Source organism: Paenibacillus sp. 7523-1 (genome assembly GCF_002276415.1).
In the GTDB taxonomy this organism is placed as follows: domain Bacteria; phylum Bacillota; class Bacilli; order Paenibacillales; family Paenibacillaceae; genus Paenibacillus; species Paenibacillus illinoisensis_A.
Genome location: NZ_NPBR01000004.1, coordinates 262,374 through 288,262 on the forward strand (window position 1 = coordinate 262,374; position 25,889 = coordinate 288,262).

Consider the following 25,889-nt stretch of genomic DNA (forward strand, 5'->3'; position numbering starts at 1 on the left):
AAGTTATCGTCCATAAGTCTAACTTGTGGACGATTTTCATTATAAAAAGGGATGTACGAAAGGGCATGCACGATCGTACATCTTTTTGGTGGTGATTTGGACTATAATGACTTATACAAGAGGTGATCCCATGAAAATAGTACGGAAGAAGACGAATCCGGCCGGAATAAATGAAGAAACGGACCCGATTGCGTCTTCACGTATTCCCATAATCATCTGGCTTTGGCTTGTTGCCATGGCTACTATGATCCTGCAAACGATGTCAGCCCCTATATTAGTACCCAGTATTATCTTTGTAGCTGCAATGTTAATTCATACCATGGTGTACTGGGAAGTAAACAAACTTATACAACGATCCAAATTACTCTACATACTTCTTCAATCAGGGTTGATTTACGGAAGTGCCATGTTAATGCCAGACGGTATGCCTGCTGTATTGATTGGTTTAATTCCCGTATTGATTGGACAGACCCTTGCGATATACTATGAGACGGCAAAAATTATGCTAGTTGCGTTCGTATTATATTTGTTATTCTGCACGGTAACCCTGTTTACACGATCTGGTATGGATGTTGCCTTGTTAATTCTATTACTGTTCATGATGATCGTTGTTGTGGTATCCTATGCGGTGCTTTTCTATCGTCAGGTCAATGCCCGTGTTAGAACATTAACGTTTCTGCATGAGCTGGAGAAGGCTCATCAAAAAGTAGAGGAATTGACGCTAACAAGCGAGCGACAACGTATGGCAAGAGATCTGCATGATACATTGGCTCAAGGACTCGCCGGTATAATAATGCAGCTGGAGGCCGTCGATGAGCACATGAATCGAGGGAGTTTTCCGCGCGCCCACGAGATTATCCGCAGTTCAATGGGCCAAGCACGCCAGACATTGGCTGATGCACGCAAAGCCATTGATGACCTTCGAACCAAGGCCACACCGGCTATTACCTTTGGAGAAGCAATACAGGAACAGACGCTACGTTTCCAACAGGCGACCGGAATTGAAGTTGTTTTGGACGGGAATGCTCCGAGTTTCATATCCAAAGTAGGAATGGAGCACGTATTGCACATTTTAAGTGAATCGCTAATGAACATAGCCAGGCATGCTCGGGCAACGAGCGTAACCATTCACATGGCTATGGAGAAAGAAGATTTCCATCTTGTTATACGAGATAACGGAAGGGGCTTTAGCGTAGACCGAATCGGAAAACAATCCGGGCACTATGGCTTGATCGGGATGAATGAACGGGCCAGGTTGATAGGTGGCAGCATTGAGATTGAAAGCGGAAAACAAGGAACGACTATTTTGTTTCGTGTTCCACTTGAAAAAGGAGAAATCTGAATGAAATATAACATACTCATCGTCGATGATCATTGGGTGGTGCGTGAAGGACTTAAATTAATATTGGAGACCAGTGACAACTATCTAATTGTCGGAGAGGCTGAGGAAGGAGAAGAAGCTATCCGAATTATGTTAGACAAACAGCCTGATGTCATTCTCCTGGACTTGAATATGCCGGGGGGACTCAGTGGTTTAGATACCTTGAAACGTATGAACGAGCAGCACATTCGTATACCTGTGATTATTCTAACGACTTACAACGAAGATGACTTGATGATCGAAGGACTTTCTCTTGGAGCCAAAGGGTACTTGCTCAAGGATACGAGCCGAGAACAATTATTTCGAACGTTGGATTCTGCCATTCGTGGAGAAACACTGCTTCAACCTGAAATAACGTCAAGAGTCTTTGCGTTTCATACGAAGTCTGCTCAAGAACCCAAAACACAGCCACAACTATTAATTGACAAGGAGTCAACTCTGATTAGTGAGAGAGAGTTACTCGTTTTACAAGCCGTGGCTCGTGGTTTACGCAGCAGAGATATTGCTTTTGATATGGGTATTGCCGAGAGAACAGTAAAAGCATACCTCACCAACATTTACAACAAACTCGGAGTGAATTCGCGATCAGAAGCAGTTGCAGTAGCTGTCGAAAAGGGGATCTTACACTTGTAAACCTATAACTTGTAAGGCACCCTTTCGTAATCAAAGATAAAAAATGGTATGCCCGTTATGACCTATCCCTTCTATGCCCCATCGTACATGAAAGGCTTGCCCTTTCGTACGATTTTTTTTTGTTTTTATTTCGTTAACATGAGGGTACAGAGCATTTCCTTAGATAGCTCTTGGATTTTTGTGGAAGTGAAAGGGGAAGAAATAAGTTATGGCAAAATGGTTATATCGTCTCGGAGTTTGGTCAACGAGAAAACGGAAAATGGTCATTACGATGGGACTAGCACTTCTTATTGTGCTTGCATCTTTAGGACTTGGTATGGGTACTTCGTTTACGGGTGAAATGACTATACCAGGAACGAAGTCGGATCAGGCAGCGAAAGTACTAAAATCAGAATTTCCATCATCAGATGACGGTGGTCAGATCAGGCTCATTTTCAAAACGAAAAATGATGATACATTGACTTCCGAAGCTAACAAAAATTACATTCGGCAAGCCCTGAAAGATGTAAAGACGGATTTATCAGTTAAATCTGTAGCTAGCCCATTTGAGTCAATGACTCTCAGCGCAGATAAAAAGATTGGTTATGCGGACATTACGTATTCCGAACCTGCCAGTGAAGTGGATGAGAACTCGAAAGAGCATGTGTTGAACATTGCAGAGTGGCTCGGTAAGGAAGGGATTCAAACAGAGATAGGAGGCAGCGTTGCCTTTTCTGAAATAGAAGTTGGAGGCCTATCCGAAGTCATTGGTATCCTTATTGCTTTCATGATTCTAGCGTTCACGTTCACTTCGTTTCTAGCAGCAGGACTACCCATACTTACAGCGGTCATAGGACTCGGAATTGGACTAATGACTGTCATTATTGGTTCTAATTTCGTATCGATGTCTTCATTCTCCATTACGTTAGCAGTCATGCTTGCTTTAGCAGTCGGTATTGATTATGCACTATTTATCATGTCACGATACCGTCAGCAATTGGCAGAAGGATATGACAGAGAAACAGCGATAGCCCAGGCTAACGCAACAGCAGGAGGCTCGGTTGTATTTGCAGGACTGACTGTAATTATTGCGCTAGTGGGTTTATCCGTCGTACAAATTCCCTTCATTACAATGATGGGACTAGCGGCTGCTATTAGCGTATTTGTAGCTGTCCTCATTGCAATCATTCTCGTACCAGCCATATTAGCTGCAGCAGGAGACCGCATTGGACCGTCTCGCGAAAATCGTTGGCTGAGAAAATGGTCTGGGAGCAAAAAAGAGAAAACAAACGAAAACGCATGGAGTCGAGTTGTCACTAGAAAACCTTGGCTTACTACCATTCTATGTATTGCCGTCTTAACGATGTGTACCTTGCCTTTTCTGCATATGCAGCTGGGCTTGCCGGACAATGGCCTGAAATCGACTGAAACGACAGAGCGCCGTGGATATGATTTGATGGCTGAGGGATTCGGTGAAGGGTTCAATGGCCCACTCGTGATTGTCGCTAAAGCTAATAACAGTGACGACCCTCAAGCAGCAATCGCTCAAGCAACGGCTTACATCAGCGATCTGCCGAATGTCTCTAGTGCAACACCCGCAATACCGAGTTCATCGGGAAATGCAGCCATCATTACAGTGTTACCCAAGACAGGCCCGCACGATATTCGAACGACTGAACTTGTGGAGACTATACGTGAAAAAGCTGATCAACAAAACAATAAACAGGTCGAGATTATGGTTACCGGTGGGACTGCGGTTAACATTGATATTTCGGAGAAATTGCAACAGGCATTACCTAAGTTCGCTTTATTGATTGTTGGTCTGGCTTTTGTACTGCTTATGCTCGTTTTCCGATCTTTGCTTGTGCCGATTAAGGCTGTACTTGGTTTTCTGTTTACACTAGGTTCAACACTCGGCTTTATTGTTTGGGTCATTCAAGATGGTTATCTTGCCAGTATGTTCGGTATTCCTGAACCTGGGCCGGTGCTTAGTTTCCTTCCCATTCTCGTCACTGGAATTCTGTTTGGACTTGCCATGGACTACGAGGTATTCCTTGTCAGCCGAATGCGTGAAGACTTCACTCATACTGGAGATGCACGACAATCGGTAAAAAGCGGGATAATCCATAGTGGGCCAGTCGTTACTGCTGCTGGCTTGATTATGATTGCCGTGTTTGCCAGCTTTATTTTTGCCGAAGATACCATTATCAAATCCATGGGATTAGCCCTGGCATTTGGCATACTTGTTGATGCTTTCATCGTGCGTATGACACTTGTGCCAGCGATAATGACCCTTCTTGGCAAAAGCGCCTGGTATATCCCGGCATGGCTTGATCGCTTATTGCCTAACATCGATGTAGAAGGCGAATCGGTTATGAGAGAAAACCATAAAGCCACCAGTGGTTTTGATCAAACTATTATTGGAAAGAACTCACCAGATGTAAAAAGTAGAGGATGAGGGGCAGCCCAAAACTGCAGCGCCTTCTCCGTCGGATGTCATGAATCAGTTTACAGCGTTAATACGAATTGAATTCAAGGTTTCAAAGACTCTAGAAAAAGAGATTTAAGTAAGTTGAATTGCTCGGATGGGTCTACACGAGTGTTGAATGCATCGATACCTTCTAGCATGGACATTTTCTTGGAAAATGTTCCGAATACATTCATCATCGTAAGTAGAATGTTGACGGAATTTGAACTGGCACGGACAGAATGATCCTGTTCTCCCAGTGCTGCCAATTCGGTAAACAGAGCAATAATTTTGCTATATTCCGTTTGATACAATTCTATATGCTCTACAGGCTCTTTGGAAAGCGCCACGTAACATTCAAAGGCTTCAATCAACTTGGAGTTTTGTTGGTGCTCAGCTTGCTGAAAGAAAATCAGGGTATCGAATATTTCGTTTAATTTTTCGTAACATGTTCCTTCTCCATGCACAATCTCTTCAAAGATAACCACTTCGGATTGAACAATATGTGAAGCAACGGCAACAATCAAATGTTCTTTCTTGGGAAAATAGCGGAATACAGTAGCTACGCCAAGGCTTGCCGCCTTGGCAATTTCCTGCATGGTAGCCTTTTCGAATCCTTGATGTGTGAAAATAGAAATGGCAGCTTCAATGATGCTTAAACGACGTTTTTCTCGCAGCACGCTACGCTCATTCTCCTGGCGTTCTCGGGGTTGAATAGGGATAACCTCCTGTCTCTGTAACTCAGGTTATGCTAACAATTGCAATTCTATTTGTCAACGAAGCAAGGTATGCAGCGGTTTTATACTCAAATAACCCTAATCAGATCACTAGCCAAGATTAGCTATAAAGGGAGACTTCATTATAAATGAACAAACTGAAATGGTTAGATATAAAATACGACTTTTCTCCTGTTTTTCAGCAAAACAAATATCAATACAAAGGTTTTTTATCCAAAAGAAATTAGAACTTTGTTCTCTTACAGCTCCATGTAAAATTATATAAAATTTTCTTGTTCACATCATCAGACTTTACAGGAGGATTATTATGTCAACTTATGTCTCGATCTCAGGTGCAAGGAAAACATCCTTTATACCGAAAACGATCCTGGTATTTGCAACTGGTATATTTTTTTTGCTAGTATATGCAAATGTCATCTCAGCTCATGGTTACCTAGAGTCACCAGCCAGTCGTGCATACTTATGCCAACAGAATCTCAATAGTAACTGCGGTCAGGTTCAATATGAACCACAGAGTGTGGAAGCAAAAGGAAACTTTCCGATAGGAGGTCCATCAGATGGGGAAATTACAGGTGGAGGTATTTTTCCGGAGTTATATACTCAAACGGCAGAACGTTGGACGAAGCTGGACATGCAAACAGGAAGCCAAACATTTACCTGGAAATTGACAGCGGCACATGCAACAAAAGAGTGGAAATATTACATAACCAAGAAAGACTGGAACCCTAATGCTCCGATTGAACGTAAGGATTTAGAACTGTTTTGTACCTACAGTGATGGCGGTAAATTGCCAGAAAAATCGGTCTCACATCAATGTGAAATACCAGCAGATCGTACCGGTTATCATGTTATTCTCGGCGTTTGGGAAATCGCTGATACTGGTAATGCCTTTTATCAAGCGCTTGACGTAAATTTAACGAAACCGGGTAGTGGAAATGGATCAAACACCGATGAAATAGCGCCAACAGCTCCAACAGATCTAAAAGCAAGCAACATCACGACAAAATCACTTACACTTCGTTGGCATCCTTCGACTGATAATGTGAGTGTAATGAGTTATGAAATTTATCAAAATGGACATAAGATCACGACTATTCCAGGAACGTCTGTATCCTATGATGTAAGTGGATTAAGTCAAGGAACAACTTATATCTATGCGTTAAAAGCGATTGATGCCGCAGGTAATGAATCACCTCTCAGTTCGGAGATTACGGTGCAGACAACTTCTGCAACCATACCAGACACCTCTGCTCCAACGGCTCCAAGTAATCTTCACGCACATACCGTGAGTGCAGCATCAGTAAGTCTGATGTGGTCCAGTTCAACGGATAATGTGGCCGTTAACAGCTACGACATTTACCAAGGATCAGAGCGGGTTGCTACTGTAAATGGAACAATGACAAGTTATGAGGTAACTGGTCTGAAATCAAGCTCGACGTATACATTTTCAATCAAAGCCAAGGATTCTGCTGGAAATGTATCTGCAGCGAGTAACGTGATTACTGTTACTACACTTGAGTCATCTCCTCCAGTTGTAGAACCGGATGAACCTAAGGCTTGGGCTGAGAATACGCCATACCATATCGGGGATCGTGTTCTTTACAAAGAGGTTATTTATATTTGCCGTCAAGCTCACACATCAATATATACTTGGACTCCTTCCGAAGTCCTTGCATTGTGGTTGCCAGAATAGCCGAATGTCACTCAGGATTTGTTCCTGAGTGACTTTTTTTGATGAGCACTCGCGAGGATCCAGAGACAGTTTCAACATAATATATTACAAATGTTTATTTTTGCTTACTTAGGTGAACATATGAGTATGAAACGTTGTTTAGCGGACACTTGGGATGGTGTTTGATTATTGCAAGTGAATTTTTTGTGATTTATTATTTCCAATGTAAGTATTTTTATTGAGGATTCTCTTCTCATCTAAAATAGACGAACATTTCGTTAATTCACTTAATAAAGGAGCATGGATTATGAGTAAACGTTTTGAATCAAAAGTTGTTTTAATTACTGGAGCAGGCTCAGGTCTTGGACAAGCAGCGGCACTTGAAATCGCAAAAGAGGGTGCCAAGCTTTCTCTCGTTGATCTTAATCAACCTGCACTTGAAGAGACCAAGAAATTGATTCTGGAAATTGCACCTGAGACAGAAGTTCTTCTTCTTACTGCTGATGTATCTGATGAGCAAGCTGTTCAAAAATATGTAGATGATACGGTTCAAAAGTTCGGTCGCATCGATGGCTTCTACAACAATGCGGGTATCGAAGGTACTCAGGCTCCTACAGCTGAATATAACAGTAAAGTGTTTGACAAAGTCATTGACATTAACCTTAAAGGTGTCTTTTATGGTATGAAATACGTTCTTCCCGTGATGAAAGAGCAACAATCCGGTTCCATTGTCAATGTTGCCTCTGTTGGCGGGATTCGCGGAGTTCTGAATCAGGCGGCGTATGTTGCAAGTAAACACGCTGTATCGGGTATGACCAAAAATGCAGCAATCGAGTACGGACAATATAATCTGAGCATCAACGCTATCGCTCCAGGGGCAATTATGACTGCGATGGTTGTCGGTTCCCTTAAACAAATCGGTGGCGAAGAAGGATGGGAAGAAGCCGGCAAAGAATTTGTTAGCGTAAACCCTAAGAGACGTTTTGGTAAACCTGAAGAAGTGGGCCGTCTTGTTGCCTTCCTGCTATCCGGCGAATCCGAATTTATTAATGGTGCTGTCATTCCTATTGATGGCGGACAATCGAACCAATACTAATAACTTGAAGACCTCCCATTGGCAATGTCATGAAGAGGAGGCTTTACATGAAGAAAAAGAGCAGGTCATCCAAAAGATGGCTCGCTCTTTTTTTGTGCTCTCTTATAAACGACTAACAGGCTAAAGTATGGATTATGGTCAAGAGACCAGCTTCAAAGAATTATAAAGAAAGCAGTTAAATTCGTAATTAAAAATGTGTGATTGGTAATGATTTCCGTGGTATGGACTCCTACTATTCAGGTTGTAGTGGCCGATATTCTTTTAGATTTATGAAACAAGTGGAATACAACATTTATAGGGCTACTCTTAGTTTCAGAGCGTTTTTAGACATTAAAGAGACAAACAAATATACAGATAAGAACTACAGAGACTATAAATTGTTTTTTACATTACACCTTAATTTTGGTAAAATAAACCTTTCTTTTATAAAACACCGGATCCTACTTGGAAAATCACTTTAAAGAGGAGGGCTATGCCAATTGGAATTAAGATTTGGGAACGTTGCTATTCTTCTTCCTCCTTTATACATTACGATTATCGGGATCGTTTTTATATTCTTGTTAATCAGGTGGAGCAAACAAATGGAAACAAGACGTTTTACCGTTTTCTTTTACTTTTGGATCAGTACGTTCATTACACCAATTTATTCCCATGTTACAACAGAAGGTGTTTTTAAGTTATCGATACCCATTGGATTTTTATTGATTTTATTATACCTGTCGAGCAGCAAAAGATACCATCCATCTAAAATGAAAGCAAGTCTTCTAGGACTTTCCATAGCGCTGTACCAGCTAATTCTTCAATACGTTGGATAGATGCTGATATCTAATGAGGGTAGAATTTACTATGCCTCACATCCGCTCAAAGCGAAAAACGGCGTACTTATGTTCATATCTACATCGGATCTCTGCCAAATCATTACTAAGCAGATACAAACCGTTTATATATTTTTCGTATTAGATCTCTTATAATGTTCAGAATTTGTTCAGTGAGCCTTGTTATACTAAAGCGAATTTATTTCATTTTTCTGAGTCATTATATAACATCTTATGGAGGTCTTCTGCTTGAAACTGAACAAAAAAGCGTCATTATTTCTTTCGGTTCTTCTGTTATCGCCTATGGTATTGCCACCGGCTAGTATCCACAATTTTTATGGAGCAGGCAATATTGCCTTTGCCGCTGAACCACAGGCTAATTCAATCTATATTGTAGGACCATTTGAATTTTCGCCTAATCATGACTTACAACTGACGGCAAATGGCATGATGAACAATGGCACCATTACAGATATCAGTTCAACAGCTACTTGGAATTCAGATAACGAAGCGGTTGCAACTGTATCCCCCGGAGGAATTGTGAGAGGGGTAACGGAGGGGAAAGCCAATATTACTGCATCACGTGATGGGAAAGTTTCGAGTGCGTTCCCTGTCACAGTAACTTGGGCAACATACCAAAAGTTACAAGAAACTAAGGATTCATTAGAACTACCATTTACCGGTGGTCAGACTAAGGATAAAGTAACCTCAAGAATTAATTTGCCTACTCAAATGGAGAATGTATTTTTGTCATGGTCTTCATCTGATACAACGATTATTGCAAACGACGGTAACGTTAAACTTCCTCCATATGTTGGTGGAGATAAGCAGGTTACACTTACGGCTACACTTCGAGCTGGAACTGAAGTGCCAGTAACGAAGGAGTTTATCCTTAACATTGTCAAAGCAGAACCTACACCAGAGGACAAGCTTCGTGAAGCCTTAGATGAGTTACAGATTACTTATTATTATGGAGACACGGCCGATGGGGTTAGAAGTTCAGAGGTAGGCTTGCCTACAGGAGGGAAATATGGATCATCCATATCTTGGATATCAAGCGATCCTTCCATCATTAGTTCCGGTGGTAGAGTGTATCGGACGCTAGATGATATAGATTATGTAGTTAAATTGACTGCAAGAGTGTATGTGGATGGTGTGTTTGAAACTCGTGATTTCTTCGTAAACGTTAGATATATCAATAGAGATAAAATCATTACTTCATTCTCGCTGGATAACCATGTTGGGGTTATAGATGAAGATAAAAAGACAATCACGTTCGATATACCTAGGGGTGCGTCTGATCAATCCATGATTGTTACGTATACTGCAAAAGCATTACAGGTTCTCGATAATGGTATTATGATGACTAGTGGCGTATACAAAATATATCCGTTCTTCATTGAAAATTACAGTGTTACTGCTACAGATGAATTGCTGAACCCTGTTCACTACAAGTTGATTTTTGCAGGCGAATCTACAACACCAGTGCCGTCACCGACACCAACACCAGTGCCGTCACCGACACCAACACCAGTGCCGTCACCGACGCCAACACCAGCGCCGTCACCGACACCAACACCAGCGCCGTCACCGACACCAACACCAGCGCCGTCACCGACACTGACACCAGCGCCGTCACCGACACCGACACCAGCACCGTCACCGACGCCAGCATCGGAACCAACGCCGGTACCGACAGCAACTGATGGTGGTTATAAGAAAGATATATTTAAACCTGGAACTAGTGCAACACAGATTCTAGAATCAAAAATTAATAATGCTCTTGAAAATCAAGGCAACCCATTTAGCCCGGTTGATATTAAAAACCATTGGGCCGAACAGACCATTGATATTTTCACTAAGTTGAACATTATTAAAGGTTATGAAGACAAGACAATTAGACCTAATCAAGATATGTCCCGTGGTGAGTTCGTAGGGATATTATCACGTATTTTCGACGTTGGTGGGACGAAGCAGGTTACTTTAAAAGATATTAAAGGTCATTGGGCAGAAGACGCCATTGTGCAGTTTACACAAGCAGGTATTATTAGTGGAAACGGCAATGGAACATTCAAACCAAATAAGGCAATTACACGCGAAGAGATGGCCATGATCCTATCTAAGATCGTTGATTTCCAAGGGGTAACCCAAAACAAGATTGATCATTCCAATCCAATTCAAATGGTAGCCCAAGCGGGTGTTATTCAAGGGAATGGAAATGGGGAAATCAATGCTAAAGGCACAGCCTCAAGAGCGGAAGCATTGCAACTCATCCTTAACACTTTAAAGTTAAACTCCAAAATTAAAACGATGCTTGAACTTTTATAACCAAGTGACTAAGAACAAAAAGCGCCCTGATTCGTAGGGCGCTTTTTTAAACTAACTCTAACAAATAGGATAACCTAGCGTCTAAAGAGTCTTATATCTCAAAGAACAACATCTGCACTTGCCCATTGAGATTGAGGACATTGTTAGGTCAGCAATGAGTTCGAATCGTGGAGGCAGGAAGAAGATGAAATTCGCAAATGCCAAGCCAAGAACACGAGTATTTACTCGAACTGCGTCCGATAGCCCATTTTTATTGCACGATTACTACAATATCTGATTAAGCTTGCTTTCAGGCTCTTCACCATTTTCAACACGTTTTATATTCTTTATAAAGAAATCATATCTATTTTTATGAAATTTCCGACCATCAGGCAATCCTGCTGTGTGGGGGGTAAGTATCACATTACCGAGATTCCGGAGCTCACTGTCCATAGGAAGCGGTTCAGATTCAAACACATCCAAACATGCGCCTGCAATGTCCCCGTTTTTTAATGCATCAATTAAGTCTCTTTCGTTGACAATCCCGCCGCGGGCTGTATTGATAAAAAGTGTAGTATTCTTCATTTTCTTGAACACCGCTTTGTTGATCAGTTGTTTGGTTTGCTGATTCAAAGGAATATGTACAGTGACGATGTCCGATGTGCTTACAAGAGTATCGAAATCCGTCATTTTTACAAAACCATCGGATTATACATTGGCATTTCTCGCATAAGCAAGCACATTCATATCAAAAACCCTGCAAAACGCAGCTACTTTTTTCCGATAGCGCCCAAACCGATAATCCCAATCGTTTTGCCCTTTAATTCACTCCCTGTATAGTCCAATTGATTTTCATCCATCTTGTTTTTCATGAACGAATCAAGAAACGGTATGTTTTTATAAAAAGACATTATCATTGCCATTACGTGCTCGGCCACTGCCTGTGCATTCACCCCTGCAGCATTAGCGACCCAAATGCCAAGCTGTGTACAGGCAGGAATATCTACATTATCAAATCCTGCACCCGTCTGTACCAATTTTAATTTTTTTGCGGCAGAAAGCAGGCTGTGATCCACTTTAATATGTTCAGGGATGATTACCTGGCAATCTTCAATATGATGCAGCATTTCTTGTCCGGGCGGGACAATAACAACGTTCCAGTCTTGTGGAAAATACCTTGAAATAGTTGATTTTGAGGTTTCGCTAAAATAGCCAACGATGAGAATCTTCATTGTTAAACCACCTTTCATAACCTGTTTTTAGCAATATCTTCGGAAAACGCGGTATCAAACAATTTTAAACAAAAAGTAAAATGTTGTAAAACTCAACTAAAGCCCCCCGATCCACTGCCATGATCAGCTGAATCGTATTCTAATGGAGAAGGACACCTTAGGAAATAAAATCTGTGATGACCGAAAGAATAATAGATCTGCTTTAAATGCGACATAATTTGACGTAATTGAGATTTATAATGGTGTTACATTAAAGAAAGGAGCAGCAAAATATGAAACGAAAAATAATTTTAGATTTGGCGGTTACGCTAGATGGTTTTATTGAAGGCAAGAATGGTGAAGTTGATTGGTGCATTATGGATGCAGAGATGGGGTTCGATCAGTTTTTAAATCAAATTGATACCATTTTATTTGGGAGAAAAAGCTATGATTTATGGGGGAATTTCACTCCAGAAGAACCCACGGATTCCGATAAAGAATTATGGGGATTATTTCATAGTAAAGAGAAATATATCTTTTCTAGGACGCAAATGGGGAAATACCATAAAGCAATATTCATAAACGATCGTATTTCTGAAGAAGTAAATAGATTAAAAAGTATGCCTGGTAAAGATATCTGGCTATATGGTGGAGCAAGTCTTATTACAACTTTTATCAATTTAGGGCTTGTTGATGAATTTAGATTATCAGTCCACCCTGTTGTTTTGGGAGAAGGAAAACCACTGTTTGTTGATATAAAACAGAGGTTGAATTTAAAAATGGTGAATACGAGAACGTTCTCTTCGGGTGTTGTACAACTAATTTATCATTTAGATGAAAATTAAATCCGAGGTGAGGCTATGAACGTCAATGAAATCATCATTGAAGGAGCACGCGAAAATAACCTGAAAAACGTGAGTGTGCGCATTCCGAAACGAAAAATCACGGTCTTCACCGGTGTTTCGGGTTCAGGCAAATCCTCTCTGGTCTTTGACACTATCAGCGCCGAAGCTCAGCGGCAGCTTTGAATTAACGTTCATCAATCACTACAGAAATCGGTACAAGTTCGTGTTCCGTAACAAGGACAAGAAGAACTTGTGCCTTTTCGTGTCCGACAACCTGAAGCTTACCAAGACCAGGTAAGAAAAGAAATCAAAAATTGAAAAGTGCTACTGACATACTGTTGGCAGTAACGGGTTTATATAATCGAGACATACAAAGTGAGAGAGAGGTTATTTACATGACTTTATAATAAACGAAGGGTGCACAGAGGGAGGATGACCTACACTTTTTCAAGGCGATGGCGAATGATCCACGAGAGAGCGAGTTAAGAGTACCATTGAGAAATAAATTACAACAAATAACATAACAACCCCTAATAACAAAGGAGGACATAAACATTATGTCAGCAATTGGACCCGACTTCATTTCACTTCAAGTGAGTAATCTTGAAAGCTCTGCAGAATTCTATCAAAAATATCTTGGACTGGTTCGCTCACAGGCAGGACCACCTCATGCGGTAGTCTTTGAAACAAAGCCTATTGCATTTGCCCTTCGTGACTTAATGCCAGGAGTAGAGCTCGGTTCAGGTAGTCAGCCTGGACTTGGTGTCGCTCTGTGGCTTCAAGCCCCTGATACGCAAGAAATCCACGACAAGCTTGTTGCAGCAGGCGTAAAAATCACATCTGCACCAATCGATGGACCATTCGGGCGAACCTTTACATTTGCAGACCCAGACGGTTACTTAGTTACCCTTCACAGTAAAGCCTGATATGAAAGTGTACCTAGCTTAACAATACGGATAACTTTTCATGTCACATTGAGCCAATTGTTATTACAACATGAAGAGCTTATTCCCGTAATCTGTATTCTCCCCATACAGTAGACAGGTGAAATAATCCAGCCTGATACTGTGAGGGGAGTTTTTTCATATTGATGAATCCCAGCGATCCAGCAACACCTCTTCCTTGGAACGTGAGGGAAGTATGGAAAAGCATTCAGATAAACAATATACTAGCTATAACAGTTTTTGTTGAGGTGAATATTTAATGGATGAAGTCAATGAATCAAAACAAATGGTATTACAAATGGGCAGTGCCTTGAAAAAGTACAGAAAAGAAAACAATATGAGCTTGGATGACTTAGCGGAATTAACAGGCGTAAGCAAACTTACTCTGGGCAATATCGAACGTGGCGAAACAAATCCCACTTTGGCGATGATATGGAAAATTTCAAAAGGTATATCTTTACCGCTATTGGCGTTGTTCCAATCAGAAGACCCTGTGAGTTTGTATCGAGCAGGCGAAGGACTGCGATTTTCTAATGATCAAAAAAATTGGATCATTGAACCCGTCTTTAAAAGCAACGGTATTGAAATGTGTCGGGCTTACTTACAGCCGAAGAGCTCGTATCACCCTGAAGGCCATCATGTGAATACAACTGAAATTGCAACAGTAATGACGGGTTCCATTGAAATTCAAGTCAACGAAGAGATTCATACATTGAATCAATATGATACGATCAGTTTTCGTGCAGATAGTCCTCACTCTTACACCAATCATACGAATAGCGAGACAGTGCTCTATATCTCCTTAAAGTATGGTTTCTAAAAATCAAAATTTTACTTATCATACAACTCCGAATTCTATGACGGGAATTCAGAGTTGTATTTTTGTTTCTATACGATTTAAAATATATTATAGAATACTTATTGTAAATAACAATATATTATAATATACTTTTGTTGTCCGCGCGGATGATATTGCCTCTTTTTTCAATCAGCAGGAAACAAACCATACGTATGAATACAGAAAGGAGAATTGAAGAATGCCGAACCCACAAAATAAAAAAACCATACCATCCTCTATAGGATTTATCATTCTCGGCATTATTGTGATTGCAGCTAATTTACGTACTCCCTTAACCTCGGTCGGGCCTTTAGTGAGTCTCATAAGGGATGACGTTCAAATTTCAAATACATTAGCCGGCCTCATAACAACGCTGCCCTTACTTGCCTTTGCTTTATTATCGCCTGTAGTACCCAAATTAGGACGAATGTATGGGGTTGAACGCATCATTTTGATTGCACTCATATTTCTGACGGTTGGTATTGTAATACGTTCTTTATCTGGCGCAGCTAATCTGTATATTGGGACTGCAATTCTTGGGTTCGCAATTGCGATATGTAATGTATTATTGCCTAGTATTATCAAAAGGGATTTCCCAAATAATATAGGTTCCATGACAGGTCTTTACTCCATTTCAATGAGTTTATGTGGAGCAATTGCATCAGGAATCAGTGTACCGCTAGCCGTGAACGCAGGTTTAAAATGGCAGGGAGCATTGGGAATATGGGGGATTCTAAGTTTCCTATCGATCCTTTGTTGGTTACCCCAATTAAGAAATCAAACAAGGCAAACAGCGACGACGAGCCAACAGAAGGACCGTAACGATGTGAATGTTTGGCGTTCCCCTCTTGCCTGGCAAGTAACCTTGTTTATGGGTATACAATCTATGGTTTTCTATGTGTTGATCGCGTGGTTGCCTGAAATTTTAAAGCAACAAGGAATCGACTCCAACCAATCCGGATGGTACCTCTCAATCATGCAGTTAGCCATGCTTCCATTTACATTTCTTGTCCCCGTTATTGCTGGGCGTATGTCTAGCCAACGTTTGTTAGTGGTCATCACAACCACTTTGCTTTTGACGGGAACGCTCGGACTTCTTTATGGAAGTTCCGATATCATATTATTGTGGATCATAATACTCGGAATCGGGGGAGGCTTTGCCTTTAGTTTGTCCATGATGTTTTTTGGATTACGTACTGAAAATGCGCATCAAGCAGCCGAACTGTCAGGCATGGCGCAATCGATCGGATATCTTCTTGCCGCAGTCGGTCCTGCCCTTATAGGATATCTGCATGATGCGACAAATAGTTGGAAACAGCCACTTTTCATTCTGCTTGGTGCTTCGGTCTTACTCTTTTTAGTTGGTATAGGAGCCGCAAGAAACCGTTTTGTAGGTAACCGATATAGCTACGAGCTGCACGGAAAGGAAGATAAAAATGTTTGAGAACATTATGGTGGCCATTGATCAAGATGAAATAACAAACAAAATCCTCGATGCAACCATTGAAATAGCCCGAAATAAACCAACTCAAGTTACCTTGATTAATGTCAGCCAGGAATATGTGTCGAATGGCATGACATATGTACCAGAGAATTTCTTGGAAGAAATATTGAACGAAATAGAGAAAGCGAGTTTGGAACAATTACAAAAAGCCAAATCCAAATTAGAATCTGCGGGAATTAACCCGAAAACAGTTCATCTTAAGGGAAACCCTGCACATGAAATATTAAAATATGCAAGGGATACTGAGCAGCAACTCATTATTATTGGAAGCCGTGGGCTAAGCGGCATAAAAGAAATAATGCTTGGAAGTGTCAGCCACAAGGTTTCACAGCTGGCAATTTGCCCAGTTCTCAATGTTCATTAACTCCTCTGTACTGCAGAGATGATGCATTGATAATACTAACGGGGAATGATAACTCAATACTGATTAGAAAGCAGCTGATCAATGTGATCAGCTGCTTTTCATTAAACTAACAGGAAGAATATTTTTATTTTGATTTAAATTTGCACTTATTCTGAAGTGGTACTTATCATATTATTGTAGAGCTTGTACAGCTAATTTGGCACAACAGACTAACGTAACTTAGCTATACGTTTTCGTAACCTTAATCATCTGAATACATCGTTGCATTAAAACTTTCTGGTCCCAATCTGACGTTATTTACACTAAATAAAGGATTGTAAGTGAATACTGCGTAAGCTGAATAGATGATTTGTCCACTTCCCGAAGTGGGAACATTGTATTCTGAGCCCGTAAAGCTGAATACACACGGACTAAAGAATTCGTTAGCAATTACTATCGTACCAGCACGATAAACGAGCTGCTGTGAGGCTCCTAATCCCCGGTATACTTCGATAACAAGATTTCCGTTAATAGGCAAATCATTGGCCGTAAGTTCGACTATACCGGAAAAAATGGTACGGACCGATGCACCTGGGTTATTTACTTGTAATCCTAATTGAGCAAAGAGTAAAGGAACTCCATTTGTAAAACTAGGCGTTAAAATGTTTCGTCCATTGGAGCCTTGAGAAGTACGTGCATCTAGCGTTTTGACCATGGTAGTCCTCCTCTCTTATTTAGGAGTGGATCGACTTCAATCATCACTATATGCAACGGCATTGAAACATTCCGGCCCCACACGTGTAGCTACTTCGGATGATGAAACTGGAACAAAAGTGACATAACATGAATAGATCAATTGGCCAGATGGGGGGGCTGGAATGTTATAATCGGATCCTTCAAAGCTCGCTAAGATGCTTCCTTCCGAAGGAAACACAGGTTGTTGGACGACATAGACTGGAGTTCCTGAATTTGAAGCGGATCTATAAATTTCAAATCGAACGGCAGAAGGAATAGAAGACAAATTGGCAACAGAAATGCGATATGTGCCGTTAAATTGTGTGCGAATTAGTGGCCCTGGATTAAAGATATTGAGTCCCAGGATACCTACAAGAGTCGGCGTATTGGATGCAAGTGGAGCATTGAGTGGAGTAACACCGTTGGATCCGAGAGAAGTACGAGCATCTAGTGTACGTACCATGGCAATTCCTCCTATCATTAAACTTTCTTTAATCGGATACAAGAAATCCATCGAAGTTTTCCGGCCCCACACGCACGGTGCCTAATAGGTTGGAACTGATAAACGCCGTGTACGTCAATTGGGGAATGATAGGTGGATTGAAGTCGTTTCCTGAAAAAGTGATGACCTGTGGCGCTAAGACGCTTAGCCCAAATGTAGCCGTGGCAGAATAGACTGCAGGGTCAGTTGCAAGGGTTCCTCTTACGACTCTAATCGTTATTCCAGCAAGAGCTAACGGAAGTGTAACGGAGACCGTTCCTTTAAACTGAACACGTGGGTTTGTCCCAGCACCTGCTGTCAGTAGACCAATCTGTCCGAATAACTGAGGCGTATTAATAACTAGAATGGGTACAGAGATAGAGTTAGCTAAACTTGCGTTTTGCGATGTTCGAGCATCCAAAAATGTTGTCATGAGATACTCACCTCCTAACGTTGTAGACATAGCATAATATATGTAAAACCTGATAGATTGCATGGATGAAGTGGCTATCAATTAAAAAAGGGCAATTACCAGTCAAATAACTGCAGAGTGATTCGATGGGATGGTCAGTTTGAAGAACAACCTACTATGTGTGCAGGTATGATAAAGAAGATTCCCATTCATAGTTGATCGAAGAAGGCTTACCAATTGGTTGGTCGCCTTTTTTTTATAGAGCCTTGTCAAAATGGATATACCTGAATAATCTATCCCATACCACAAAGAGGGGGATGGAAGCATGAGTGAAGTTGGATATGGTAACGGTAATGTAGGAGGAGTAAGTGGAGGTTATGGTGGCTTTACGTCCATTGGGGCAATACTCGTACTCTTTATTTTATTGGTCATTATCTCCAAGGCTTTCTTAGTGTAAGAGTTCACTTTTTACTTTTCCCGCCAGACTTTACTGGCGGTTTTTTTGATTTGTTTACGTTCGTTGTATATCGATAAAAACGAGAAAGTCACCTTCGAAACAACGTCCATTCAAATTACCTGTTTCCACCGAATTCTTTACCGAAGTCCTCCATCTTTTCAAGGATTGGAAGTAACTTCATTCCCTTTTCTGTCAAAGAGTACTCGACTCGTGGAGGAACTACCGGATAAATATCACGTTGAATAACACCATCATTCTCTAATGCCTTAAGCTGCTTGGTAAGCGAGCCTTGAGAGAGATCTCCAAGAAATACCGATTACAAATCCCAAGGGGAATTAAACTATAAAAATCATTGCGTTTATAATGTGCCAGCTCGTCCTAGTAGATCATGTGTCAATTGCCGGAAATCTGCAATGAGAACATTATCTTTTGGTATGTATAGAAGTAAACACATCCAGCGCAAAGGCCCACTTTTCTTTATTGTACATTTAGGTAAGCAGGCCATTGTAACGCACTCAGCTATTTATTTTCTAGCTTAGGCAAAAGGAATGTATCATAGTAATATTGAAATTCCCGACTCATTTCCTCACTGGTAATAGCCCTTTTTGGGATGATAATCCCTTGGATGTCAGTCATATATAAAAAGTAATGATCTGTATCTTCTCTTATGATGGAGATGTCGTCCCATTTCAAAAAGAAAGTATTTCTTCCGGTGGTTCGAGAAATCCCTTCTGCATTAAGAAGCATTACATTATTGCCGAGTATCATACTTAGGTTTTGTTTCTTCATGTTTCTTTTCAACGAGTAAATGGTTAGTCTAATATACACAAAAGGAAAAATAACAACAAACAATACTATGACACCTAAACTTATAAGAGAAAAAGAGGCCTGTAATACAGTAACGAACAAGAGAAATGCAAAAAGAAAATTCATGATCCATTTAATTTTCTGATGTTGTTTAGATTCTCGGACAACATTTTCTTGCATATCAGCCAGATCTTTAAACTCTAGATTAAATTTCAGTTCCATTCTAGCCCTCCAGTAAATTGATTGAATATGTTAGGATTTTTTTCCATACTTTTAATTATACAACAATATGTATGCTAAGAAAGTAATATTGCATTCGAATACAACAAGGATAATAAATCAATCACCTATGATAAGAAATGAATTCGTCCCCCTGTTCTTTAGGTATTATCTTACATTGAACTTTACCGAAGGGGCAGCTTAAAAGGCGAGACTTTCAAATCGGACGGAAACATAGCTCATCTATTCACGCTTACTGATTCATTAAGCTAATGGGTAGTGAAGTTCCAAAACGTGGTATTATAGTGGATATTGTCCTATGAGGAGGATATCTGTGGAGAAGTTCTATGGGAGCCTAGATCAATTCGACGAAAAGGATCTACGAATGATATTTTACAATTTAATGAATACAGTAGAACGTTTTTGCAAGGAAGGTAGCGTTGAAGAAAAAAAGTTAGCAGAAGGGCTGGTTAACATACTTCAAACCCATATTATTGAAGTTCGCAACCATCAATTACATACGTATGAACGCCAACAATATGTCCATATTGTATTCAGTCTTTCTGATGCAGGTTCGTTAAAAGTAATGCTTAGTAAGATTGGTAAAAGAAATTTATGTAAAGTCTTAGCATTCAACGAATGTTTTTCAGTTGGACCCATATCTAACTTAGATACACCAACTGGACAGCAGGATAGGCTCTTTTGGTTGATGAAATATGATGAGGACTTCAGATATGGTCAAAATTTCAACCAAGAGCATCAGCTTGCTGATATGGTGAAAACAGTGAAGGACATTCCCGAAAATAAAACTATCGTCATTTGGTGCGCTAATAATGCACATGATCAAACAGGGTTACGCTTCGTATTGTATTTGTTGAGAGAACGGAAACAAGCAGTCAATATTGTCAATGTAACGGAGATTTTTAATGTTACTGGGCTTCAAAACAGAGAAGGAGTTGTTCCCTACGCTAGCAGTTTAATCAATCGAGAGCATTTTCAGACAATTGTAAATGACCACTTTGAGGGCGTTTCACTTGATACTAATCAAAGAAAAAGGTATGTATCAGAATGGCTAATGCTTATGAGAGAAAATCATGTACTTCGTTTGTGGGAAGAAGATACTGTTAAAAGCAGTAATGAAAGTGCCTTAGACGAGTTGATAATTAGTTCAGTTATTGGATTGGAGAAAGAACAAGATAAGAATGGGTTTATCAAAGCAGGGAGTGTTATTGCTAGGGTGTTTGATATATCTCAGCAACTTGTAGGTTATTCATTCATAGTCTACAGAATTTGGATCTTAGTTAACCAAGGAGTATTAATGTTTAGAGGCTTACCTGGTGCTTTGCATCAGTTTTCCGTTAAACTTAGCGCTATTGATTAAGTTAAAGGGAACAGATAGCTCAAACTAAGAAAGCAGCTGACTATTGAGATCAGCTGCTTTTTTTTAATGGCCGGGAGTATTAACAATGCTCTGAACTCGAATATAAAATTGATTATAATTGAAGGGGATCAAATTAGGGGAGACTCGGCCCAAGAATTATATTGAATAAAAATGTGTTGGCGCGTCTATAAAAAAACCTCACCTCCAGAGAACGAGCATTCAGAAACTAACATTCCTAACATTTACAAAAAAAAGAGAATATATTCTGATATAATAGATACTTGCTAGTTTATCACAATTTTCAAAGGAGAGTAATTAATGAGATTTCGATGGGGAGTCGCTTTTTATATCGCCGTATTCCTGCTTGTTTTATTTATGAGTGTAAATGGGTATTCAAAAATCCTGACTGTAGGGCTTGGTATGGGTGCAGCCCTTATTGCGTTTATCATCCACTACTTTTATCCGTTAGCTCTTGAAAAGCGTATGGATCGTGTGGAGTCCTTTTTACGTGGCCAGAAAAATACACCTGAACTTTATATTCAATATGTACTTGCGAATAGATTCGAGGGTGAATCAAGAATGGTTATGGAGCAGATTATGAGCAAACATAAAAAGGAAAAGGCACAAGCAGTGTACAAGGCAGCTTATGGGGTTTATCGCAAGGATATGAATGATGTTCGGGAAGCCGTACCGTATATCCGATTTTCGGATTACCGTGCATATTACGAAACCATTTTACTATTGGAGGACGAGAAAAGTACTCAGGCACGAGAATGTCTCAAGTCAATTAAAAAGCGCTGGATGAGATCTGCGTTGCTCGCGGAAATAGAAATCAAAGCAGGTCATCGCGAAACGGCCATCAAGCATGCAAGGGAAGCAATTAACGCTTCGAGAGGCGTTCATCGTTATGTGTTACATAAAGAATACGAAAGAATATTACCGTGAGCTGTTGCGTCTGTATCGTAAAACGTGAAAGCATGTAGTCAGGCTGCTCAGGGCTGGCTTGACTACATGTTAACGAGACAAGAGATTTATCCATGCAAATAAGAAAGTACCTTTAGGAGGGATCTCAATGGCGAACAAAGAGGAAGTAATACGACAGCTCGAACAAGTGGGTCTAAAAGAATATGGTGATGCTATTGCCAACTGGGTTTTTCCGACGGCTCAACTATTTCTGAAACCCAGTTCCGATTCTGATATTCCTTTAGGAGGAAGTAAGGTAGGGGGTAATCCAGATCTTCCTGAAGACCTCGAATGGCCAACGTGGAAAGAATATGATATGTCTTTTATCTCGCAGATTAACTTATCTGATTGCCCACAACAGTTGTCTCTTCCAACAAGTGGCCTACTATCCTTTTTTTATGCTGTAAAACCTATGTATGCAGAGATGGGGTTTTATAATGATCCTTCCACATGCCGAGTGTTCTACTTCGATTCTGACCGTCTCGAAAAATTAGCACGAAGAAACACACCTACAAGTTTAACTGATTTAGAAAAGGTAAAACCGAATCAGATTATATTTGAGCATAATTTTTCAGTACCCACCGCTGAGTCAGCTTACCTCGAAAGCCTGGGACTCGGCTGGAATGGAAACATTGAGAATTTTGAGAAGTACTGGAGATTATTTTTACCGAATTGGAGTACGAAAGGGTACATTAATCGACTGATGGGCCATCCGGATCCAATTCAGGGAGATATGCAAGTTAGGTGTGAGCTAACTTATGGACCGTATAAGTGGATTGAAAACAATAACCCTGAGATTCGAGGTAAAGTATTGAATTCTGCACTAAAGTGGCGATTACTTCTACAAATAGACTCGGAAGAAGAAAAGACAGGAATGATGTGGGGAGATTCTGGTAGAATTTATTATTGGATCCATGAAGATGATCTTGCGAATCTATGTTTTGAACGAGTTATTTGTGTGATGCAATGCACGTAAGGTAAAACGGATATAGCAATGGTTATTATGAGAAGTGGAGGTAGTAGATATGCCGAATAGGATATGCTTAGGATGTCAGCTTGCAAACAAAATGATTGATACGAACACAGTTTATGAGAATGATTACGTAACTTGTATTTTGGATATTGCACCACTGAATGAAGGACATGTTCTCATCCTTCCGAAACAACATTACTACGAACTCGATGATTTGGACGATATAACTGCTAACGAAATTATGAAGGCATCTATCTTGCTAAAAAGGCTGATCCAAACCCAATTCAATCCAGATGGAATAACCATCATTCAAAATGGTGGTAAATATAACGATTTGTCGCATTATCATATGCACGTCTTTCCTCGTTATGATTCTGATGGTTTTGCTTGGGTGGAACCCTCCGACACCACGAATGCCCAGGGACGTTTAAACGAAACTAGAGAGAAGTTAGTAAAACTAATGAATAGAAATTAAACTAGCTGGATGCAAGCTTATGATAGAGACATAAGGGAGACGCTCACCATACTCGGCTACATATCATTACCTTTTGGATTTTTTTTGTTGGCTCTATTTATGCTGTCTTTATCCCTTTTTTTAAAGGTGAAAATCCATTCTAATTCAACTAACGGGAGGTTTTAATTACCCGAGCAGTTGGTTGGATCTTTTAAAAAAATTGTCCTTGAAAGGAGTTTTTCAGGGTGGAAGCAATTATGGTAACGCCACATGTCGGCATCGGTCCTTTTCAGCTAGGGATGAGTAGGGAAGAGGTGGAGCAGACCTTTCAGAATATGGACTATTGGAGAGCTAATGATGGCATACCCGTTAATCCCAGTTATATCGAGATGCTGTTTACGGGCAGTCATTTTGAATACGATTCCAACGGCAGGGTAAAATTCATTCAACTAATGAACCCGCACTATCATAGTCAATTTCGTATTCCTTGTTTGTTTCAAGACATGGATGTCTTCACGACTAAGGCTGAGGATTTGATCCATGCTCTTTTGAAAAAGTATCCAATGATCGGGGATGATGATCCAAGAACGGGGTATTCCTTTGCGTTTCAAGAACTCGAGCTGTGCTTCTGGCGAGAAGGCATTATGAATGATGAAATCTTGAAAGACCCGGGTTTTCTAGAAATGAGCGAAGAAAATCAGGCGCTCGAAAAGCGTTATTACTATTTTACGACCGTCTCAATCGGGGCACTAGGATATTTCGACTTCATGGATGACAACTCAAAGGAATCATAAAAATAGGGGGAAGCGAGCGGAGCGTTTGATATAAGGGAAAGAATGTTGTGTATATATTCAATTGCGTGATCGAAGTCATTTGAACGCATGTGTGAGAATATGTACGTGCATACGAAAAGGAGGGAAGATGATTTGAATCTTAAAGATTTCCTAGTAATTAAAAGAGCAACCGATAGTTTGGGAGAAGGAGAATTAAAACCCTATCTTCAATTTATGCTGGCCAAAATCAAATTGATGAAGCAGCAAGAGGGAACAAGTGAAACCGTAGCTCACGAACTAATTGAACTATATGATGAGCTGATGAGTCTTCAAGAGAGAAGAATATTCTGGTCTCCAGTACCTACTTGTACTCACGTTCATATTGTGATTGGGGAATCCTTTGCGGGAAGCATGAAACAAGCCTTAAGAGGACTCGGTTTCGAAGAAACACATAAGGTTATAACGTTAAAGGACAACTACGCTATTGGTCCACTTCGCCTGAACTCAGCAGAGGGACGTATGGAACGCAGGAATTGGTTTAGCAATAACATCATCGGTGGAATTGAAGAATATGATGAATTTGAAAATGAATACAATGAGACTCTAGTCAAATTAGATCTAATACCGGAAGGAGCGGAGATCGTTGTTTGGACTAGTAGCAATGCTTGTGAGCAGATAGGCTTACGCCATGCGGTGCACTTACTTCGCAGTAAACCTAATGCTATCTCGTTATATAATGCTTGTGCAGTTTGTGAGGAACTTTACAACCGGCCTGATGCATTCATACATTACAGGTGCTCAGGAGAGATCCCATCTGAAAAGCTCCGGGAAGCAATCAGCAGGTTAGACGACAAAAAAAGATTAGATTCTGCTGATACTGCACGTCTGGAAGAAGAATGGAAGGTCATCACGGAGCAGTCAGGAACTTTACGTATTTGGAGTGAGCAAGCTGTTTTAGAAGTGCCAGCAGATTATTATGATGAGTACCTGTTAGAAAAATTAGATGATCTTAAGCCTCCTGCTGGTAATCAGGGTTTCTTGAAATCAGCCCGTCTTATTGGAGAGGCAATCGGATACTGTGAGCAATATATCGGAGATGCTTATTTCGAATACCGGTTAAGGGAGCTCATCTATAAAGGAGTTCTTGAAATTAAAGGCGTACCCGCAGGGATGCGATTTTATAGTATCAGACGCAAGTAAAACAAGTATGAGAGTAATTAGGCTTCTCTCTCTCTCCTGCAGCCATCTGGAGTATCGAGCCATCCTCGTGCTTACATACAGTACTGGCATAGGTTACTTCTCTTCCAAGGTAATCGAGTCAGCAATGCAGCTCATTAGTTTAATTTTTCTGATTCTACTCATCATGACTGAGCGGAGACTATAGAGAAATTGGAGCTACAGATCGCCTCTTCTTTCAAACCCTTGAATCTCACTTTATGACCTTATTTTCCGAATAGCTGTT

General features: G+C 40.5%; 26 protein-coding genes and 1 pseudogene. 19 read left to right on the forward strand and 8 right to left on the reverse strand.

Annotated elements, in window-relative coordinates:
* Positions 1-130: 130 nt before the first annotated feature.
* From CHH60_RS03050 to CHH60_RS03060, 3 genes are all read left to right on the forward strand, one after another.
* The gene (locus CHH60_RS03050; protein ID WP_095357848.1) at positions 131-1,342 is read left to right on the forward strand and encodes a sensor histidine kinase; all 1,212 of its coding nucleotides are present in this window, start codon (positions 131-133) and stop codon (positions 1,340-1,342) included.
* Positions 1,343-2,014, forward strand: coding sequence for a response regulator (locus CHH60_RS03055; protein ID WP_095357849.1), 672 nt, complete (start codon positions 1,343-1,345; stop codon positions 2,012-2,014).
* Between the two features lie 208 nt (positions 2,015-2,222).
* Positions 2,223-4,451 carry an MMPL family transporter gene (locus tag CHH60_RS03060; RefSeq protein WP_095357850.1) on the forward strand — a complete coding sequence of 743 codons (2,229 nt, stop codon included), beginning with the start codon at positions 2,223-2,225 and terminating at the stop codon, positions 4,449-4,451.
* Between the two features lie 74 nt (positions 4,452-4,525).
* Here CHH60_RS03060 and CHH60_RS03065 read toward each other — a convergent pair whose 3' ends face one another.
* Positions 4,526-5,140: a TetR/AcrR family transcriptional regulator gene (locus CHH60_RS03065; RefSeq protein WP_176475957.1), complete on the reverse strand. Its 615-nt coding sequence runs from the start codon at positions 5,138-5,140 to the stop codon at positions 4,526-4,528.
* A 364-nt stretch (positions 5,141-5,504) separates the two neighbouring features.
* On the opposite strand from CHH60_RS03065, the gene CHH60_RS03070 reads away from it, so the two are divergent.
* From CHH60_RS03070 to CHH60_RS03085, 3 genes are all read left to right on the forward strand, one after another.
* Positions 5,505-6,890 carry a lytic polysaccharide monooxygenase gene (locus CHH60_RS03070; RefSeq protein ID WP_095357852.1) on the forward strand — a complete coding sequence of 462 codons (1,386 nt, stop codon included), beginning with the start codon at positions 5,505-5,507 and terminating at the stop codon, positions 6,888-6,890.
* A gap of 286 nt (positions 6,891-7,176) precedes the next feature.
* On the forward strand, positions 7,177-7,965 hold the full coding sequence (locus tag CHH60_RS03075; protein WP_095357853.1) for a glucose 1-dehydrogenase: 789 nt from the start codon (positions 7,177-7,179) through the stop codon (positions 7,963-7,965).
* Between the two features lie 1,064 nt (positions 7,966-9,029).
* Complete coding sequence (locus CHH60_RS03085; RefSeq protein ID WP_176475958.1) at positions 9,030-11,108, forward strand: immunoglobulin-like domain-containing protein; 2,079 nt, start codon at positions 9,030-9,032, stop codon at positions 11,106-11,108.
* Positions 11,109-11,372: 264 nt separating this feature from the next.
* Here the strand turns inward: CHH60_RS03085 and CHH60_RS30170 are convergent, their stop codons facing one another.
* Both CHH60_RS30170 and CHH60_RS30175 read right to left on the reverse strand, forming a co-directional pair.
* Positions 11,373-11,777 carry an NAD(P)-dependent oxidoreductase gene (locus CHH60_RS30170; protein ID WP_255247799.1) on the reverse strand — a complete coding sequence of 135 codons (405 nt, stop codon included), beginning with the start codon at positions 11,775-11,777 and terminating at the stop codon, positions 11,373-11,375.
* Between the two features lie 80 nt (positions 11,778-11,857).
* Positions 11,858-12,319 carry an NAD(P)-dependent oxidoreductase gene (locus tag CHH60_RS30175; RefSeq protein ID WP_255247800.1) on the reverse strand — a complete coding sequence of 154 codons (462 nt, stop codon included), beginning with the start codon at positions 12,317-12,319 and terminating at the stop codon, positions 11,858-11,860.
* A gap of 272 nt (positions 12,320-12,591) precedes the next feature.
* Here CHH60_RS30175 and CHH60_RS03095 point away from each other — a divergent pair, with 272 nt between their 5' ends.
* The 6 genes from CHH60_RS03095 (at position 12,592) to CHH60_RS03115 (ending at position 16,793) form a co-directional block, all read left to right on the forward strand.
* Entirely contained in the window at positions 12,592-13,143 is a 552-nt protein-coding gene (locus CHH60_RS03095; protein WP_095357856.1) for a dihydrofolate reductase family protein, read from the forward strand.
* Positions 13,144-13,158: 15 nt separating this feature from the next.
* Positions 13,159-13,326 (forward strand): hypothetical protein, encoded by a 168-nt coding sequence (locus CHH60_RS29530; protein ID WP_176475940.1) that lies wholly within the window; start codon positions 13,159-13,161, stop codon positions 13,324-13,326.
* A gap of 374 nt (positions 13,327-13,700) precedes the next feature.
* Entirely contained in the window at positions 13,701-14,069 is a 369-nt protein-coding gene (locus CHH60_RS03100) for a VOC family protein (RefSeq protein WP_095357857.1), read from the forward strand.
* A gap of 277 nt (positions 14,070-14,346) precedes the next feature.
* Entirely contained in the window at positions 14,347-14,907 is a 561-nt protein-coding gene (locus CHH60_RS03105; protein WP_095357858.1) for an XRE family transcriptional regulator, read from the forward strand.
* A gap of 217 nt (positions 14,908-15,124) precedes the next feature.
* The gene (locus tag CHH60_RS03110; protein WP_095357859.1) at positions 15,125-16,369 is read left to right on the forward strand and encodes a CynX/NimT family MFS transporter; all 1,245 of its coding nucleotides are present in this window, start codon (positions 15,125-15,127) and stop codon (positions 16,367-16,369) included.
* Positions 16,362-16,793: a universal stress protein gene (locus CHH60_RS03115; RefSeq protein WP_095357860.1), complete on the forward strand. Its 432-nt coding sequence runs from the start codon at positions 16,362-16,364 to the stop codon at positions 16,791-16,793. The genes CHH60_RS03110 and CHH60_RS03115 overlap by 8 nt, the downstream gene beginning before the upstream one ends.
* A gap of 241 nt (positions 16,794-17,034) precedes the next feature.
* Here CHH60_RS03115 and CHH60_RS03120 read toward each other — a convergent pair whose 3' ends face one another.
* The 3 genes from CHH60_RS03120 to CHH60_RS03130 are packed head-to-tail and all read right to left on the reverse strand — an operon-like array spanning position 17,035 to position 18,421.
* Positions 17,035-17,487, reverse strand: coding sequence for a hypothetical protein (locus CHH60_RS03120; RefSeq protein WP_095357861.1), 453 nt, complete (start codon positions 17,485-17,487; stop codon positions 17,035-17,037).
* A gap of 36 nt (positions 17,488-17,523) precedes the next feature.
* Entirely contained in the window at positions 17,524-17,970 is a 447-nt protein-coding gene (locus CHH60_RS03125; RefSeq protein ID WP_095357862.1) for a hypothetical protein, read from the reverse strand.
* A 28-nt stretch (positions 17,971-17,998) separates the two neighbouring features.
* Entirely contained in the window at positions 17,999-18,421 is a 423-nt protein-coding gene (locus tag CHH60_RS03130; protein WP_095357863.1) for a hypothetical protein, read from the reverse strand.
* Positions 18,422-18,725: 304 nt separating this feature from the next.
* Here CHH60_RS03130 and CHH60_RS03135 point away from each other — a divergent pair, with 304 nt between their 5' ends.
* Positions 18,726-18,857, forward strand: a complete 132-nt coding sequence (locus CHH60_RS03135) for a sporulation protein YjcZ (protein WP_095357864.1) — start codon at positions 18,726-18,728, stop codon at positions 18,855-18,857.
* A gap of 115 nt (positions 18,858-18,972) precedes the next feature.
* On the opposite strand, the pseudogene CHH60_RS03140 reads toward CHH60_RS03135, so the two are convergent.
* Positions 18,973-19,167, reverse strand: a pseudogene (locus CHH60_RS03140) (winged helix-turn-helix transcriptional regulator); the annotation flags it as partial.
* Positions 19,168-19,376: 209 nt separating this feature from the next.
* Positions 19,377-19,886, reverse strand: a complete 510-nt coding sequence (locus tag CHH60_RS03145) for a YcxB family protein (protein WP_095357865.1) — start codon at positions 19,884-19,886, stop codon at positions 19,377-19,379.
* Between the two features lie 400 nt (positions 19,887-20,286).
* Between CHH60_RS03145 and CHH60_RS03150 the strand changes: the two genes are divergently transcribed.
* The 6 genes from CHH60_RS03150 (at position 20,287) to CHH60_RS03175 (ending at position 25,627) form a co-directional block, all read left to right on the forward strand.
* On the forward strand, positions 20,287-21,264 hold the full coding sequence (locus CHH60_RS03150) for a DUF1835 domain-containing protein (protein WP_095357943.1): 978 nt from the start codon (positions 20,287-20,289) through the stop codon (positions 21,262-21,264).
* Between the two features lie 318 nt (positions 21,265-21,582).
* Positions 21,583-22,209, forward strand: a complete 627-nt coding sequence (locus CHH60_RS03155; protein WP_095357866.1) for a hypothetical protein — start codon at positions 21,583-21,585, stop codon at positions 22,207-22,209.
* 127 nt (positions 22,210-22,336) lie between these two features.
* Complete coding sequence (locus CHH60_RS03160) at positions 22,337-23,203, forward strand: YwqG family protein (RefSeq protein ID WP_095357867.1); 867 nt, start codon at positions 22,337-22,339, stop codon at positions 23,201-23,203.
* 49 nt (positions 23,204-23,252) lie between these two features.
* On the forward strand, positions 23,253-23,675 hold the full coding sequence (locus tag CHH60_RS03165; protein ID WP_095357868.1) for an HIT family protein: 423 nt from the start codon (positions 23,253-23,255) through the stop codon (positions 23,673-23,675).
* A 224-nt stretch (positions 23,676-23,899) separates the two neighbouring features.
* Positions 23,900-24,448 carry a hypothetical protein gene (locus tag CHH60_RS29675; protein WP_176475959.1) on the forward strand — a complete coding sequence of 183 codons (549 nt, stop codon included), beginning with the start codon at positions 23,900-23,902 and terminating at the stop codon, positions 24,446-24,448.
* A 132-nt stretch (positions 24,449-24,580) separates the two neighbouring features.
* Entirely contained in the window at positions 24,581-25,627 is a 1,047-nt protein-coding gene (locus CHH60_RS03175; protein WP_255247801.1) for a DUF1835 domain-containing protein, read from the forward strand.
* Positions 25,628-25,889 lie beyond the last annotated feature (262 nt).